Here is a 17233-nt window from a genome sequence, read left to right as displayed (position 1 = left end):
TGATAAAAAGGATAAATTCTCAGTTATATGAAAACATTCATATAATTTACTTATGATGATGTAAGAAGTGGTAAATCGCACCAACCATTCCTGCACAATTACCGTTTTGCGCAAGTTCAATCTCACAATTACTATAAATCTCTTTATTTAAGTATTTACTGACCTCTTCTTTTACTTCTTTTAAAAACTCATTTCCTCTAGCGGTAATTCCTCCACCAATAATAATTGTTTCTGGATTAAAAATATAAGCAAGATTACTAATTCCAATCGCTAAATGTTTAAAGAACACCTCAACTACTTGCGTAACTTCCCTATCTCCTTTATCATACAGTTCGAAAATCGTTTTCCCATTCCAACTACCTTCTCCTTTATAATTTCGCACAAGACGAATTAACCCCGAAATGGAAGCCACCTCTTCAAACGCTTTTCCTTCTATTAACATATTTCCCCACTCACCAGCACTAAACGAATGCCCTCTATATAACTCTCCATCTATAAAAATTGCTCCTCCAATGCCAGTTCCAAGGGTGAGCATAATAAAGTTTCCTTTCTCTCTTCCACTACCATTCCACTTTTCTCCAAACGCTGCACAATTCACATCATTTTCAACGGACACAGGAACTTGTAATACTTCTTGCAATCTATCAATAATAGGAATAGTCGCGTAGTTCCGAATATGCTCCACCCCTCCCGTTACAATCCCTTTATGAATATTAACAATTCCCGCAGTACTAATGCCAATTCCCGAAATCGTATGTTCATTCATTAATTGTTTGGATAGAAGAATAAGTTTTTGAATGATTTGTTCCCCACCCAAATGAATTTCTGTTAAAACTGTTTTATGCTTTAATACCGTCCCTGTTTCTGAAACAATCCCATATTTAATTTGCGTACCACCAATATCAAATGCAATATATTCTTTCATCCGCTGTCACTTCCTCTACTGTAATGAGTGTAAAGTTCCCCCAATCTACTATTATAAAGAATTTACACTAACCCTTTTCTCTCTTCATAAATACACCACCTTTTTCTATATATAGTTTTTTTTGCATAAAACTCTTTTTCCTATGAAATATTACAAAGGGATGTATTTTAGATGGAATATTAATTTCTTAGGAGGAAAACAATGACGAAAATCTTCATTTTAGCATCAACACTCTCTTTATCTTTTTTTAGTGGTTTAAATATCGGTAATGCAGCAACAGAAAACTTCTCTCCAGTAACAAATGCGATTGTACAAAATAACGATCATTTCGCAGAAGGTAACTCCAAAGATAATAATAAACCACCAGGAAACGGTGGTTCTCAGGACGATAGTGGTTCTGGTGGCAATGATTCTGGCGGCAATGGCTCTGGCGGCAACGGTTCTGATGGCAGTGGCTCTGGTGGCAATGGCTCTGGCGGCAACGGTTCTGGTGGCAACGGCTCTGGTGGCAACGGTTCTGGCGGCAGTGGTTCTGGTGGCAACGACTCTGGTGGCAATGGCTCTGGCGGCAACGGTTCTGGTGGCAACGGCTCTGGTGGCAACGGTTCTGGCGGCAGTGGTTCTGGTGGCAACGACTCTGGTGGCAGTGGTTCTGGTGGCAGTGGTTCTGATGGTAGCGGTTCTGGTGGCAACGGCTCTGGTGGCAGTGGTTCTGATGGTAGCGGTTCTGGTGGCAACGGCTCTGGTGGCAGTGGTTCTGGCGGCAGTGGTTCTGGTGGCAACGGCTCTGGTGGCAGTGGTTCTGATGGTAGCGGTTCTGGTGACAACGGCTCTGGTGGCAGTGGTTCTGGCGGTAACGGCTCTGGTGGTAGCGGTTCTGGCGGTAACGGTTCTGGTGGTAACGGTTCTGGTGGTAACGGTTCTGGCGGTAACGGTTCTGGCGGTAACGGTTCTGGTGGTAACGGCTCTGGTGGTAACGGCTCTGACGGCAATCGTGTTAAAGGCGATAGCAGTTCTCAAGGCGGAAATGGTTCCAAAGGTGGTAACGTAAAAGATAACGTGAAAAAACAAGGTGATAAATTACCTAATACTGCAACGCATTATCCTGCATCTATTTTAATGGGACTTTCAACATTCCTAATTGGTATGTTACTATTCATTCGCCGTAAAAAAGCAAAATAAAAACGTATCCTTCCATCTTAAAAATACATGAAACAAATTGTAAAACTAAAAAGGACTTTGGATTGCATTTTATTATGCAGCCCAAAGTCCTTTTTATCACCTATCAGAAAAAGTATTAATACGCTTTTCCCCAATACACCATTTGTTTAGCTTCTTTACCGCAACAAATACATTCGTCAGCTAAATGTTCTTGCTCAAAAGGCATACAGCGTGAAGATACTCCAACTTCTTCTTTTAGTTTCTCTTCACAAGCTAATTCTCCGCACCACATTGCCTTAATAAATCCTTGCTTTTCATCAGCTACTTTTTTCATCTCTTCAAAACTCGTCACACTATACGTATTCTCATTGCGAAATACTTTTGCCTTATTAAATAAAGAATGATGAATTTCCTCAAGTAGTGCTGGAATGCGTTCTTCTAATTGATCCATTGCTATAAACTCTTTTTCTTTCGTATCTCTTCTTACAAGTACAACTTGATTCTTTTCAATATCTTTCGGACCAACTTCTAATCGAATTGGAATTCCCTTCATTTCATACTCATTAAATTTCCAACCAGGTGTTTTATTGCTAGCATCTATTTTTACTCGTGCAACCTTTTGAATATGTTCTTGTAACTCTGTTGCTTTCGCTAAAACGCCTTCTTTATGCTGAGCAATCGGTACAATAACAACTTGCACTGGTGCGACTTTAGGAGGCATTACAAGCCCATTATTATCACTATGAACCATAATCAGTCCACCTATCATTCTTGTTGATACGCCCCAAGATGTTTGGTGTACATATTGCCACTTACCGTTACGATCTAAAAACTTAATATCAAATGCTTCAGAGAAATTCGTTCCAAAGTTATGGGATGTTCCTGTTTGAAGTGCTTTCCCATCATGCATTAGGCTTTCAATCGTATAAGTCGCCTTTGCGCCCGCAAATTTTTCTTTTTCTGTTTTTTGTCCTTTAATTACTGGTATCGCTAAGTAGTCTTCACAGAAAGAAGCATATAGATTTAAAATATTTAATGTTTCAGCTTGAGATTCTTCTGCTGTTTCATGAATTGTATGACCCTCTTGCCATAAGAATTCCGTTGTACGAAGAAATGGCCTCGTTGTCTTTTCCCAACGAACTACTGAACACCACTGATTATATAACTTTGGCAAATCATTATAGGATTGCACAATTTTTGAAAAATGCTCACAGAATAAAGTTTCGGATGTAGGGCGTATACAAAGTCTTTCTGCTAACTTTTCATCCCCACCATGTGTCACCCATGCTACTTCAGGAGCAAATCCTTCTACATGATCCTTCTCTTTTTGTAATAAGCTCTCTGGGATAAACATTGGCATATACACATTTTCATGACCAGTTGCTTTTAACTTCTCATCCATCACTTTCTGCATATTTTCCCATAAGGCATAGCCGTACGGGCGTAGAATCATACATCCTTTTACACTTGAATAATCAACAAGTTCTGCTTTTTTTACAATATCTGTGTACCACTGTGCAAAGTCCTCTTCCATCTTCGTAATCGCTTGTACTTGTTCTTTTGCCATAGTCAGTCTTCCTCCTTCTAGAAAATACAAAAAAGCCCGCGCCCCTAAATAGGGACCGAGCTTTGCCGGCGTTACCACCCTGATTCATGCACAAAAATTGTGCATGCTCTCTTTTTGATAACGGGAAATTCCCGCTGCATATGCAGAACGCAAAGGTAGGTTCCATATCGCCTTTTTAAGAATCTTTCAGCCTGACGGATTCTCTCTCTGCTAAAAAGGTTGAACATGTACTAGTCCTTTTTCATCGTTATAACGAAGTAAATTTGTTGAATATCATAATATAAATTTCACCCTAAAACAAGAGTGAATTTTCTTATTTTTTATATATTCTTTTCATTTTTTACAGTTTTATACGTAGCTTTTTCTCGTAATTTTCACAAGTTGATGTGCAATCATACCGATAAGTGTACCAAGTAGGACGAAGAAACCAATAAATCCATATCCCATTCCTTCCCATCCACCAATAACCATCATTGTAACGGGAAAGGACGCTAAGCAAAGAAGTATTAAACTAAGTGCAAATATAATATCGAACTGCTTGTCTGGAAACCGTTTCTTTAGTAAATACGAAATAGCAAATACAAGAATAATCGTAACTCCGCCAATGATGTAAAAAATACCAAATCCATCTAGCAGATCCACAGTATTCCCTCCTTTCATTCATTCCCTTATACTTAATTATATGTTTAACTTTTCTGAAAATAAATAATAAATTTTATTTAAAAACATATTTTTATCACTAGATATTAATAGTAATATATAGTAATAGGTTTCATATAATTAGGAGGATTACTTTATGGATAAAGCATTAACGAATCGTGTCATCATTTTATCATTCGACTGTTTATCAGCTTTAGATTTTCCTATACTACAAAAATTACCTCACTTCCAATCTCTAATCAAAAAGGGTACGGTTGTCGAAAAAGTAGAGCCCATCTATCCTTCTGTAACCTATCCAAGTCACTCAACAATCGTAACTGGTAATTACCCTAATAAACATGGTGTTGTTAGCAATACGTTACTTCAACCTGGACGTGAATCACCCGATTGGCATTGGTACCGAAAATCAATACAAGGAACAACATTATATGATGAAGCACATAAAGCAAATTTAACGACAGCTGCCCTTCTATGGCCTGTTACCGGCAGAGCAAATATTGATTACAATTTACCAGAAATCTTTCCAAATAGACCGTGGCAAAATCAAGTTTTAGTTTCATTATTTAGCGGTAGTCCGCTATACCAATTAGATTTAAATCGTCGTTTCGGCCATATACGAAATGGATTGTCACAACCTGAACTCGATGATTTCGTACTTGCTTCTGCTGTGCATACAATCCAGACGAAAAAGCCTAATGTCATGTTTGTACATTTCACCGATTTAGACACCCAAAGACACTATCACGGCTTTGAATCAAAAGAAACAATAGCGGCAATTCATAGACATGATGAGCGACTAGGGAAAATTATTCAAGCTTTAAAAGACAGTAGACTATACGAAGAGAGCACCATTATCGCTCTTGGTGATCATAGCGCTTTAAGTGAAAACAAAGCTATTCAATTAAATGTACTATTTCATCAAAAAGGGCTTATCTCTATAAATTCAAAAGGAAAATTAGTAGACTGGAATGCTTATTGCCAAAGTTGCGATGGGTCCGCCTATGTATATGTGAAAGACAAAAACGATACAGATACGATTCGAGAAGTACAACTACTCCTTGAAGAACTACTTCAAAATAAACAAAACGGAATTGAATTTATACTTCATGATGAGGATGCGAAGGAATGCGGTGCAGATGGCAATTGTTTATTTATGTTGGAAGCACGAGAAGGGTATTATTTCACTGAAAACTATACAGGAGATTTTATAAAAGAAATTACTGAAAAAGATGTTACGCCTAGTAAAAAGTATACATTTGGTACGCATGGATACTCTCCGACAAAACCTAACTATGAAACAATTTTTATAGCTGCCGGGAAAGGGGTACAAAGCGGCATTACCATACCGTATATGAGACTTATTGATGAAGGCCCAACTATCGCTAGACTACTCGGTTTACACTTAGGTGAAACAGACGGATCAATTGTAGAGGATTTACTCCAATTGTAAAGAACTGTGTATATATGTAAAAGTTATGTAAAATTCATCATTGTTTCTCTTTTTATAATTTTTATTTTTGTACACTGTTAGTAGAACAAATTTGAGGGGGAACATTATATGAAAAAAATGTCCAGACAAGAAAAAAGCTGGATATTATACGATTGGGCGAACTCCGTATATTCGCTCGTCATTACAACCGCATTATTCCCAATTTACTTTAAAGCAGCTGCAAAGGAAGCCGGGTTATCTGGTGCAACTTCAACAGCATATTGGGGATATGCAAACTCGTTCGCAACACTTTTAATTTCTATACTTGCTCCTATTCTCGGCACAGTTGCTGATTATAAAGGATTTAAAAAACGATTTTTCACATTCTTCTTTGGACTTGGTATCGTCTTTACAAGTATGCTAGCAGTCGTCCCAACATCTCAGTGGTACTTATTACTAGGATGCTATATGCTCGCATTAGTCGGTTTTGCTGGAGCAAACATTTTTTATGATGCATTTTTAGTAGATGTCACTTCTGAAGATAGAATGGATCGAATTTCTACGAGAGGTTTCGCTTTAGGCTATATTGGGAGTACTATTCCATTTATCGGTTGTATCGCTCTTATCATTCTTGCTCAAAAAGGAACTATCCCTTTATCAGTTGGCATTGCTAGTCAAATTTCATTTGCGATCACAGCTCTTTGGTGGGGATTATTCACAATTCCAATGCTAAAAAACGTAGAACAAACGCACTATATTGAACGTCACCCAAGACCAATTACAATGAGCTTCAAACGCCTTGCTGATACTTTTAAAAATATTAAAGAATATAAAACAGTCTTTATGTTCTTAATCGCTTACTTTTTCTATATTGATGGGGTCGATACAATTATTACTATGTCCACCGCTTACGGAACAGACCTCGGTATTAGTGCAACGAATCTATTAATCATCTTATTTGTCACACAAATTGTTGCTTGTCCATTCGCTTTATTATACGGAAAATTATCAGAAACATTTACAGGTAAAAAAATGCTATATGTCGGTATTATTATTTATATCATTATCTGCACATATGCTTATTTCTTAAAAACGACACTCGATTTCTGGATTTTAGCAATGTTAGTTGCCACTTCTCAAGGTGGTATTCAAGCACTTAGTCGTTCCTATTTTGCAAAACTAGTACCTAAAGAATCTGCGAATGAATTCTTCGGATTTTATAATATATTTGGCAAGTTTGCCGCGATTATGGGTCCAGTATTAGTCGGTGTTACAACGCAATTAACAGGAAAAACAAACGCTGGTGTCCTTAGTATTATTGTATTGTTTATTATCGGTGGATTTTTATTAACTAAGGTCCCTGAAAATAATACATCTGTTACACCACCTAATCCGAAAACTAAAACGCTATAAGAAAAAGATCCTCTTCATGCAAGAAGAGGATCTTTTTTATCGATAACGTCTTACAATTAAAAACTCAACAGCTGGCTTTACAACGATCGCAGCGCATAACGCAAACAAAAGCGGTATGTTATGAAAATCAATCCATCTATTAAACCCTACCGATGCGAAAAACAAGCCAAAAATTAATACAACGAGTACATAATATGTAACATTGGCACTTGTTTTTAATACATGTTTTTCTAAATCCTCTTTCTCCTCAGTATCCCCTTCAACACTATGTGATGCCAAACTTTTAAATAGATAATGTAAAGCGATGCTACAAATGAATAGTGCATACCAGTTTACTTGAAGTTCAGTTAACCAATAATAAAGTGCGAACACTAACGTACTTATAGCTACTAATACCGTAACGAAAAAGCTTATTTTCTCTTCCCCCAACAACTACTCCCCCTACTGCTTGTACAAAAATAGTTTATCAACAGTTGTTCCTAATACTTCCGCTAAACGAAAAGCTAATGCTAAGCTTGGATCATATTTATTATTCTCAATTGCATTTATCGTCTGTCTTGAAACTTTACACTTATCAGCTAATGCACCTTGTGAAATATTATTCTCAGTGCGTAATTCATAAATTTGATTTTTCACATCTTTTCTCCTAACATGTAAAATCGTTTTTACAACATTAGTATATAGTCGGTACATTTCATTGTCAAAAGACTGTCACAAGAAAAGGGAGCTATTCTGCTCCCTTACAATGGTTATTTCGAGGCTAATGAATTTGTTAGTTCCTCTTTATTGGCGACATCTTCTTTATTTATTTGCATGCGTAGAACTGGCCCTATCGCAAATAAAATAAGTGCCATCGCTATACAAAATACAGTAACTAATGAGGTCATCTCCTTCAATCCTCCCGCTAGTGAAGTTCCGATTAACATTGCCCCCATAAACAGTGGTAAAATTGTTCCATTTACTCTTCCAATCATATTTTCTGGTACAAGTTGAATCATAAGCGTACCGACAACGATATTAACACAGGCTAAACAAATACCTGTTCCAAATCTCATGAAACTAGTAATCCAAAATGATGTAGATACCCCTTCTACTAAAAACGATATCGCTAATATGCCCATACCGAATACGAACATCTTTTTCGGGTTCACTTTTGAAGCGAAAATCGCAGCAACAATACCACCAATTAACATACCTATTCCATCAGCTGCAGCTAAATATTGAACTGCTTCCTTTTCCATTCCAAGGCGTTCTATTACAAGGAATACCTCTAATGGAGTTGTTAATCCAACAGCTAAGCCTATAATGGTGAAAGTGATCGTAATCATACGTAAATTTTTCGTATGAAGAACATATTTCCACCCTTCTTTTATATCATTTTTTAATGACTCTCTCGCCACTTGCTCTTTTTCAACCCATTTTGGTAAGAATGAAAGGGCGATAGCAGATAACAAAAATAAAATGATTAAACTATATAGCGACGTAATTAAACCAAGTTGTGTATACACAAGCGATCCTACCACTGGTCCAAAAATCAGAAATAATGACTGTAATGTTTGGTTAAATGCAATCGCATTTGCTACCTGTTCTTCTTTTACATAGCGCTTAAATATACGCGAAGATGATGGCTGAGAAAACTGACCTACAATCGCAGAAATGAGTGTTGCAAAAAATATAGCCTGCCAATAATCCAGTTTTAACAACAGGACAATTCCTATAATAGACAGGACACTTAATACATCTCCAGCGACCATTGTTCTTTTCGGATTCCAGCGATCAGCTAGCGCACCACCGATAAACGAGAAAATAAAAATAGGTGCATATTCCATAACTGATAACAACGAAACAGAAACCGGATCATTATTCGTTCGCTCCATTATGAAATACAAAAGAGCCATATTTCTAATCCAAATTGCAAATTGTTGTAAAATATCAGACGCCATAACGAGCATAAATGCTCGGTTTTTAAATAAAGCGTTCATTTTCATTCCCCTTTCATAAACCGACCGTTCGGTCTAATTTTTTTTATAGAAAAGCAACTGACTTATTATTCAGCTGCCATTCCTTTTAACAATACATCTATTGCCTTTTTATAAATACGTTTCAGCTCTTTATAATCTAACTCGTAGTAAAGTACTCCAAGCCCTGACAATAACCCATTCACAATATACATAAGATCGCGCGTATTATCTTCACGAAACTCTCCAGACTGTATGCCTGCTTCAATTAGTTTCTCAAACATAACATACGATTCTCTAGTTAAAGCTAATAGTTCATCCAAAATCTCTTTACTTACAACTTGGCTCATAGAGAATTCCTCTATTGCATTTGAAATTGGTTGCTGTATGTCCTCTACATGATATTCCGCGAGACCATATAATTTTTCAGTATTCGTACTATACGACTTCTCTTTTTCATTCCATTTTTCAAGCCAATCATACGTATGCTGTTTTACTACAAATAAAAATAATTCTTCTTTACTTTTAAAGTGATAATAAATGCTTCCTTTACTTCGCTCTGTAATTTCACAAATCTCTTCCATAGATGTAGCTGCATAGCCCTGCTGTGAAAACAAACTTTCTGCTTTATATGCAATTTCTTTCTTTATCTCTTCTGCACTTCTTCTCATATTCACACCTCTTTAAACCGACCGTTCAGTCTAATAATAACAAATAAAAAACCTCTATCGCAAGAGGCTATACTCCTTATTTAAGAAAACGTACTTTCAAACCACGTTCGAATCATGTGTATTGTTCCTAATTTAATGTATTATCCAAAAAAAGCCTCCTTCCCCTAGCATGTGAAAGACGATAGTCTAGCGATAGGTGGAAGATGCATTTCGGTTCGGCGTAGCCAAACATTTGATTTTCCTACTTATTTCACCTCTGATATAATCAGTCTTATAGAAAGTAAAGTTTGGTATAATAATGAAAGTAGATAATAATCTTGTAGTGTTCAGATTGTATGATCACCGTCATAGCTTATGGGAAATAAAGCGAAAAATGAGGTGAATGGATATGGCAAAGCATAATAAGGCGTACAAATTTCGCCTGTATCCAACAGAAGAACAAGCGCATCTCATACGTAAAACGTTCGGATGTGTACGCTTTGTGTATAATAAAATGCTGGCTGAGCGGAAAGAACTATATGAAACATACAAAGAGAACAAGGAAGAACTAAAGAAACAAAAATTCCCTACTCCTGCGAAATACAAAGTAGAGTATGAATGGTTGAAAGAAGTTGATTCATTGGCATTGGCCAACGCTCAATTAAACTTGCAAACTGCGTATAAGAATTTTTTTTGTGGTCAAAGTGAGTTTCCTACATTCAAAAATAAAAAGAGTAGAAAATCCTATACAACGAATCGAGTAAACGGAAATATTATGTCATTTCATGGTTATATCAAATTACCAAAATTGAAAATGGTGAAACTGAAGCAACATAGAGAGATCCCACCAAATCATATCATCAAATCATGTACGATTTCGATGACACCAACTGGTAAGTATTACGTGTCTATTTTGACCGAATATGAAAAAGAAATCACTCCAAAAGAAGTAGAACATGTAGTTGGATTAGACTTCGCAATGGCTGAATTGTACGTGAGTAGCGATGATGAGAAAGCCAATTATCCTCGCTTTTATCGTCAGATGTTAGACAAATTAGCAAAAGCACAACGGGTATTAGCACGACGTATGAAAGGTTCAGAGCGCTGGAATAAACAACGCATTCGTGTAGCGAAATTACATGAAAAGGTCGCCAATCAACGTAAAAATTTCCTTCATCACAAGTCTAAAGAATTAGCTACGAGTTTTGACGTTGTAGCAATCGAAGACTTACATATGAAAGGTATGTCACGAGCACTTCGCTTTGGTAAAAGTGTAGCGGACAACGGTTGGAGGATGTTCACGACATTTTTAGCATATAAGCTACAAGAACAAGGAAAACAGCTTGTAAAAATAGATAAATGGTTTCCTTCTACAAAGATGTGTAGTCGTTGTAGAAATAAAAAAGAAATGCCATTATGTGAACGCATGTATGCGTGTTCGTGTGGACTCACAATCGGCCGTGATTATAACGCAGCTATCAATATCAAAAAAGAAGCCATACGCTTACTAGCGTTGGCATAAATAGTAACAAAATAACCTTTGGAACAAGGGAGTTAGCTCGGCTGTCCTGGGACAAATTCGTTAGCTATCAAAAGTAGCGATAAACCGAGAAGCCCCCACTTTGGGGTAAGCTCGTAAGAGATACTAAGTGGTGGGTAGTTCACATCCTAATTTAACAAGAAATACGCCTCCCGCAGCTAATAAAAATAACATTACTTTCCCCTTATTTTTCACTTTCGGTTCCATTTCCATTCCCCTTAGTATATTAAAAACAGTTAAACAAACATTTGTTTAACTGTTTTTATGCATATGTAAACCAACTAATCAAACGTTTGTTTAAAAAGAAATACGCCCCTTATAGGGCGTATTCTCATCAATCACCGCTGCCTCCGCTATCTCCACCGAAAGATCCTCCACAATCATGTGAACCTCCATGCGAGCTATCATTATCAGATCCCGCAAAGAAAAATAATGGTGATGAGTTGTTAGATGAGTTATGAATGTTATTTTGTTTTGTAAGATTTACCTTCTTTTTGTTTGATCGAACTGCTGTTAAGATTGTTCCAACTACAACAAATAATAGTATGAAAATAATAAATTCCATATAAAAGCCTCCCTTATTCCTCGAATAATTGAATGGTTCTCTCTAGATTTTCAAGCGAAATGAAGCGTGATTCACGAAGAATTTCTTTTCCATTATAAAATAATAAAACTGTTGGACCTGTAAATACAGCATATCGCCCCGCAATCTCTTGCATGTCTTGTAGCAATATCTCTATTTTCTCTACGTAATCATAATTCTCTAATACGTAATTTACTTTCCTTAACATAACATCACAAACACCACAATTTTCTGTTTTAATAAACAGAAGTACTAATTGTTGTTCTTCAATATATGTCGCTAATTCTTCTATCGTTTCAAATGTATTCATCTTATCTCTCTTAGCGTAATTTACGAAATACTTTATCTTGATACATACGAAAAGCTGAACTATCTTTAATCTTTCTCTTTTCCATTACCTGCTGAAAACGAAGCATTTTTGCTGTTAACTCTTCTTGTAATTCTTTTCTCTCTGCTTCATCATAACAGCACGCAATTAAGTCTTCTATTTTTAATATATCTTTTTGTAGTTCCATTTCTGGTGGAATCATACCCGCATTTTTTAAAATTTTATAACTCATTCTAAGTTCTGGAGGTACCATTGAAAGGTCTTCTAATTGTAGTGGTTTTCCTTTTCCTGGAATATGATCAAGGTCTCCATTCCGTATTGCTTGTCGAATTTTTTCTTCAGCAATGTTCAAAAAGACATCCACACCACTCGCTCCTTTACATATTTTTACTATTATTTTACATGATATTTTCTCATCTCGCTACGCTATTACAAATTGACTTCATACAATTTTTTCTCAAATTTAATTACAAGAAGCCTTTTCCCCCCTAATCAATATTTTATTTTCATGTGTAATCCGTATTAGAGCCACTTCATATTGAGAAAGTCTTTTCGAGTCCAATAAAGCGTTTACACCAAATCTTACATTTGCTACGATTTAATCACCCCCAGCTCCCTTGTATAGACTTCGTGATGTCTGATCATTTTCTATCTAGACGTTTCATACGTCTAGATTCATTTTGGTTTATTGGCGCATGCCTTTAAATATATTTTTTATTTTGAAAGGAGAAATGACTATGAAATCAAAAAAGTTCACACTGCTATTACTATCCCTACTACTCTTCTTACCTCTTTTTCTCACAAACTTTATTACTCCAAATTTCGCATTAGCAGATTCACCAAAGCAAGGTCAAAAAGTTGTTGGGTATTTTCCTTCATGGGGCATTTACGGACGTAATTATCAAGTTGCAGACATTGATGCATCAAAGCTAACTCATTTAAACTACGCTTTCGCTGATATTTGCTGGAATGGAAAACATGGAAACCCTTCTACTCACCCCGATAACCCAAATAAACAAACGTGGAACTGTAAAGAATCTGGTGTACCACTGCAAAATAAAGAAGTCCCTAATGGTACTCTCGTACTCGGTGAACCATGGGCCGATGTCACAAAATCTTATCCTGGCTCAGGTACAACTTGGGAAGATTGTGATAAATACGCACGCTGCGGAAATTTCGGCGAACTGAAACGATTAAAAGCTAAGTATCCTCACTTAAAAACAATTATTTCTGTTGGTGGCTGGACTTGGTCTAACCGCTTTTCTGACATGGCCGCTGATGAAAAAACAAGAAAAGTATTCGCTGAATCTACAGTCGATTTCCTACGCGAATATGGATTTGACGGCGTTGATTTAGATTGGGAATATCCGGGCGTAGAAACGATTCCTGGTGGTAGTTATCGTCCTGAAGATAAGCAAAACTTCACCCTACTCCTTCAAGAAGTTCGAAATGCATTAACGAAAGCTGGTGCAGAAGATGGCAAACAATATTTACTAACAATCGCATCAGGTGCAAGCCAACGTTATGCCGATCATACAGAGCTAAAGAAAATCTCTCAAATACTGGATTGGATTAATATTATGACATATGATTTCCATGGTGGATGGGAAGCTACTTCTAACCATAATGCAGCTCTATACAAAGATCCAAATGACCCAGCAGCGGATACGAAATTTTACGTAGATGGTGCGATAGACATTTATACAAATGAAGGGGTTCCAGCAGATAAACTCGTATTAGGTGTACCTTTTTACGGACGTGGATGGAAAAGTTGCGGAAAAGAAAATAACGGCCAATACCAACCTTGTAAGCCAGGTAGTGATGGAAAACTCGCTTCTAAAGGTACTTGGGATGATTATTCTACCGGTGATACAGGTGTATACGATTATGGTGATTTAGCGGCTAATTATGTTAATAAAAATGGTTTTGTTCGCGGATGGAACGATATAGCGAAAGTACCTTATTTATATAATGCGACTACAGGTACATTTATTAGCTACGATGATAATGAATCTATGAAATATAAAACAGACTATATAAAAACAAAAGGTTTAAGTGGCGCAATGTTTTGGGAGCTTAGCGGAGATTGCCGTACAAGTCCAAAATATAGTTGTAGTGGGCCAAAATTACTTGATACGTTAGTAAAAGAATTACTAGGTGGACCTATTACTCAAAAAGATACTGAGCCACCAACAAACGTAAAAAATATTGCTGTTACAAATAAAAATTCAAACTCAGTTCAATTAAACTGGACTGCATCTACTGATAACGTAGGAGTTACGGAATATGAAATTACTGCTGGGGAAGAGAAATGGAGTACAACAACAAATAGCATTACAATTAAAAACTTAAAATCTAATACAGAATACAAATTTTCAATAATAGCAAAAGATGCCGCTGGGAATAAATCACAGCCTACTTCTATTATTGTAAAAACAGACGATGCTAGCACAACACCTCCTGGTGGAAATAACAATGCTACCTTTTCAGTCACTTCAAATTGGGGAAGTGGTTACAACTTCTCGATTGTAATTAAAAATAGTGGAACGACCCCTATTAAAAACTGGAAATTAGAATTTGATTATAACGGCAATTTAACACAAGTTTGGGATTCTAAAATTAGTAGTAAAATAAATAATCATTACGTAATTACGAATGCAGGATGGAATGGTCAAATTCCTCCTGGTGGATCGATTACAATCGGAGGAGCAGGAACAGGCACTCCTGCTGAACTTACAAATGCATCCATTAGCGAAAACTAAACGTAACTTCCACTAATTATTTCACTAAAGTTTGAATTTAGGTTTGATTCCTCTCTCCTAAATTCAAACTTTTAATTTTATGAAAAATCACAAATAAACATTATAATAACCTATTATAATTATATTTAGTTTACAATATGAAGTTCGTGTGAAGTTCATCTGAATTTTACATGAATTTCCTTTAAGCTCTATTGTCTTCCTATACTAATCACATTATCCTTTACATATAGGAATTATTTTTATTCCATTTCAAACTATCTATATATATAAAGAAAGATAGTCGCCTATTAGGGAAAGGCATCTAGTATTATTATAAATATAAACATAACAAAAGAAAAAGCACGCTTATAAGCGCACCATAAGAGTGCTTCTTCATACAATTCTCATGTAAGAGTTCTCGAAAATCATGTTAATCACAAAGAAAAGGCATTAGCTTATATAAGCTAATGCCTTTTCTTTATTCATATTGTTCAGCGTTCCATTCTTCTATATTCCATACTTTTGTGATCCACGCTTCATAGAAAGAAGGCTCATGTGAGACAAGTAAAACTGTTCCTGTATATTGTTGTAACGCTTCCTGCAAAGACTTCTTTGTTTCTATATCCAAATGATTAGTCGGTTCATCTAAAATTAAAACATTGCTTTTCGTTACGATAAGTTCACATAAACGCACTTTCGTTTGTTCTCCACCGCTTAATAAACGAATAGGTTTCAATACGTGTTCTTCTTTTAATCCACACTTTGCTAACGCTTGGCGCACTTCTTTCTTTGTCATATCTGGTCGCTCTGCCCAAACTTTCTCTAACGGTGTTGTTTCTGAAGCAAACTCTTCCTGGGCAAAATACGCAGGATTTACTCGTTCTCCAACAGAAATGAAACCACTTAGCGGCTTTATTTGACCTAATAAAGTTTTTAACATCGTCGTTTTTCCAATTCCATTATGACCAACAATCGCTATCTTTTCTCCTTTTTTCACTTGTAAATTCAACTCTGGACATAACGGATCACTATAACCTATCCTTAGTTTCTCAGCTTGCAATATACGACTCACCGGCTCCTCATAAACATTGAAATCAAAACGGGATCGAGGTACAGGATGAATCTTTTCAATCCTTTGCATTTTCTCCAATACTTTCTCTCGACTTTTAGCCTGTTTCGCTTTACGAATTTTATTTTTTTGAATAAATGTTTCTAACTGAGAGATTTCCTTTTGTTGTTTCACATACGCCGATTGTAATTGTTTCTTTTGCACTTGATAACTTTGTACAAACTTTTCATAGTTTCCTACGTATCGCTTCACTTTCCCTCCTTCTAGATGAAAAATAACATTTGTAATACTGTTCAAAAATAATTCGTCATGTGAAATGATTACATAAGCTTTTTCATATAGTCTCAAATACGATTGCAACCATTCTATATGGGCTGTGTCTAAATAATTTGTTGGTTCATCTAGTAATAAAACATCAGCTTTTTCTAAAAGAAGCTTCCCAAGTAATAACTTTGTTCGCTGTCCCCCACTTAACTTCGATACATCCTTTTTTAACCCTATTTCAAATAAACCTAAACCGATTGCTACTTCTTCAACTTCTGTATGAATGTGATAGAAATTAGAGCTTTCCAATATAGTTTGTAATTCTCCATACTTTACTAACAGTTTTTCTACTTCTCCTGCTCCATTCATTTCTTCAGCAATTTTTAACATCTCACATTCAATCGCATACAAATCAGCAAATGCACTTTGCAAGTATCCCTCAATTGTCATCCCTTCTTGTAAATCTATATGCTGCTGTAAAAAACCTACCTTCATATGAGGAAACCATTCAATATCCCCCTCATCATGTATAAGTTCTCCTGTTAAAATCTTTAACAATGTTGATTTTCCAATTCCATTTTCCCCTACTAACCCAACATGCTCGCCCTTCAATAATCGAAAACATGCATTATATAAAATGGTTTTCTCACCGTACGAATGACTTACATTTTCTACTGTTAATATACTCATTATTTTCTCTCCTTTACTTATGGTTCATAAGCTAAATAGAGAGAGCAACAGTATAAAGCCTTATTTAATTGTACATATAAAAAATGGGTAAGGTGAATACACCTTACCCATTACATATTATCGTAAAAAAGGATTAAGGTTCTTTACCTGCTGTCTTCAATTTAGCTTAATCGATAAAAATGGGCAGACTTCTCCCTTATCAAGCTAAAACCATTTGAAGAACAGTTGATAAAGTCATTTTATCCTTTCACTCCT

16 protein-coding genes, 1 pseudogene and 1 other annotated feature are annotated in these 17233 nt (G+C 36.1%); of the genes and pseudogenes, 5 read left to right on the top strand and 12 right to left on the bottom strand.

What is annotated here, in order from left to right:
• Positions 1–46 precede the first annotated feature (46 nt).
• A complete protein-coding gene (locus ACTFRS_RS23330; RefSeq protein WP_139869493.1) occupies positions 47–925 on the bottom strand; it encodes an ROK family protein in 879 nt (292 codons plus the stop codon).
• 201 nt (positions 926–1126) lie between these two features.
• On the opposite strand from ACTFRS_RS23330, the gene ACTFRS_RS23325 reads away from it, so the two are divergent.
• Positions 1127–2107: an LPXTG cell wall anchor domain-containing protein gene (locus ACTFRS_RS23325; protein WP_440025165.1), complete on the top strand. Its 981-nt coding sequence runs from the start codon at positions 1127–1129 to the stop codon at positions 2105–2107.
• Positions 2108–2222: 115 nt separating this feature from the next.
• Here the strand turns inward: ACTFRS_RS23325 and proS are convergent, their stop codons facing one another.
• Together proS and ACTFRS_RS23315 are read right to left on the bottom strand one after the other, a co-directional pair.
• Positions 2223–3653, bottom strand: a complete 1431-nt coding sequence (gene proS / locus ACTFRS_RS23320; RefSeq protein ID WP_139869491.1) for a proline--tRNA ligase — start codon at positions 3651–3653, stop codon at positions 2223–2225.
• A gap of 47 nt (positions 3654–3700) precedes the next feature.
• Positions 3701–3907 (bottom strand) — a binding site (T-box leader).
• Positions 3908–4001: 94 nt separating this feature from the next.
• Positions 4002–4295, bottom strand: coding sequence for a YesK-like family protein (locus tag ACTFRS_RS23315; RefSeq protein WP_242294555.1), 294 nt, complete (start codon positions 4293–4295; stop codon positions 4002–4004).
• 154 nt (positions 4296–4449) lie between these two features.
• On the opposite strand from ACTFRS_RS23315, the gene ACTFRS_RS23310 reads away from it, so the two are divergent.
• Both ACTFRS_RS23310 and ACTFRS_RS23305 read left to right on the top strand, forming a co-directional pair.
• Positions 4450–5763 carry an ectonucleotide pyrophosphatase/phosphodiesterase gene (locus ACTFRS_RS23310; RefSeq protein WP_431085135.1) on the top strand — a complete coding sequence of 438 codons (1314 nt, stop codon included), beginning with the start codon at positions 4450–4452 and terminating at the stop codon, positions 5761–5763.
• Positions 5764–5871: 108 nt separating this feature from the next.
• Positions 5872–7155 (top strand): MFS transporter, encoded by a 1284-nt coding sequence (locus ACTFRS_RS23305; protein WP_001974766.1) that lies wholly within the window; start codon positions 5872–5874, stop codon positions 7153–7155.
• Between the two features lie 36 nt (positions 7156–7191).
• Here ACTFRS_RS23305 and ACTFRS_RS23300 read toward each other — a convergent pair whose 3' ends face one another.
• The 4 genes from ACTFRS_RS23300 to ACTFRS_RS23285 all read right to left on the bottom strand — a co-directional run bounded on the left by ACTFRS_RS23300 (position 7192) and on the right by ACTFRS_RS23285 (position 9784).
• Positions 7192–7584, bottom strand: a complete 393-nt coding sequence (locus tag ACTFRS_RS23300; RefSeq protein ID WP_139869489.1) for a hypothetical protein — start codon at positions 7582–7584, stop codon at positions 7192–7194.
• A gap of 12 nt (positions 7585–7596) precedes the next feature.
• Complete coding sequence (locus tag ACTFRS_RS23295; protein ID WP_001974760.1) at positions 7597–7848, bottom strand: helix-turn-helix transcriptional regulator; 252 nt, start codon at positions 7846–7848, stop codon at positions 7597–7599.
• 56 nt (positions 7849–7904) lie between these two features.
• Complete coding sequence (locus tag ACTFRS_RS23290; protein WP_242294558.1) at positions 7905–9137, bottom strand: MFS transporter; 1233 nt, start codon at positions 9135–9137, stop codon at positions 7905–7907.
• A gap of 65 nt (positions 9138–9202) precedes the next feature.
• Positions 9203–9784 carry a TetR/AcrR family transcriptional regulator gene (locus ACTFRS_RS23285; RefSeq protein ID WP_431085134.1) on the bottom strand — a complete coding sequence of 194 codons (582 nt, stop codon included), beginning with the start codon at positions 9782–9784 and terminating at the stop codon, positions 9203–9205.
• 388 nt (positions 9785–10172) lie between these two features.
• On the opposite strand from ACTFRS_RS23285, the gene ACTFRS_RS23280 reads away from it, so the two are divergent.
• Positions 10173–11285 carry an RNA-guided endonuclease TnpB family protein gene (locus tag ACTFRS_RS23280; protein ID WP_440025168.1) on the top strand — a complete coding sequence of 371 codons (1113 nt, stop codon included), beginning with the start codon at positions 10173–10175 and terminating at the stop codon, positions 11283–11285.
• Positions 11286–11420: 135 nt separating this feature from the next.
• On the opposite strand, the pseudogene ACTFRS_RS23275 reads toward ACTFRS_RS23280, so the two are convergent.
• From ACTFRS_RS23275 to ACTFRS_RS23260, 4 genes and pseudogenes are all read right to left on the bottom strand, one after another.
• Positions 11421–11516 (bottom strand): annotated as a pseudogene (locus ACTFRS_RS23275) (histidine kinase); the annotation flags it as partial.
• Between the two features lie 121 nt (positions 11517–11637).
• Complete coding sequence (locus ACTFRS_RS23270) at positions 11638–11868, bottom strand: hypothetical protein (protein WP_431085133.1); 231 nt, start codon at positions 11866–11868, stop codon at positions 11638–11640.
• 13 nt (positions 11869–11881) lie between these two features.
• Complete coding sequence (locus tag ACTFRS_RS23265) at positions 11882–12196, bottom strand: thioredoxin family protein (protein ID WP_100633954.1); 315 nt, start codon at positions 12194–12196, stop codon at positions 11882–11884.
• 10 nt (positions 12197–12206) lie between these two features.
• Positions 12207–12578, bottom strand: coding sequence for a DnaJ family domain-containing protein (locus ACTFRS_RS23260; RefSeq protein ID WP_242295042.1), 372 nt, complete (start codon positions 12576–12578; stop codon positions 12207–12209).
• A 373-nt stretch (positions 12579–12951) separates the two neighbouring features.
• Between ACTFRS_RS23260 and ACTFRS_RS23255 the strand changes: the two genes are divergently transcribed.
• Positions 12952–14976: a glycosyl hydrolase family 18 protein gene (locus tag ACTFRS_RS23255; protein WP_242295043.1), complete on the top strand. Its 2025-nt coding sequence runs from the start codon at positions 12952–12954 to the stop codon at positions 14974–14976.
• 457 nt (positions 14977–15433) lie between these two features.
• On the opposite strand, the gene ACTFRS_RS23250 is transcribed toward ACTFRS_RS23255, so the two are convergent.
• A complete protein-coding gene (locus ACTFRS_RS23250; RefSeq protein WP_318160946.1) occupies positions 15434–16978 on the bottom strand; it encodes an ABC-F family ATP-binding cassette domain-containing protein in 1545 nt (514 codons plus the stop codon).
• Positions 16979–17233: the final 255 nt, after the last annotated feature.

This window comes from Bacillus cereus group sp. MYBK139-1 (assembly GCF_051916915.1).
Taxonomy (GTDB): Bacteria; Bacillota; Bacilli; order Bacillales; family Bacillaceae_G; genus Bacillus_A; species Bacillus_A pacificus.
Note: the sequence above shows the minus strand (reverse complement) of the source record. Positions and strands in the feature narration are given on the sequence as shown.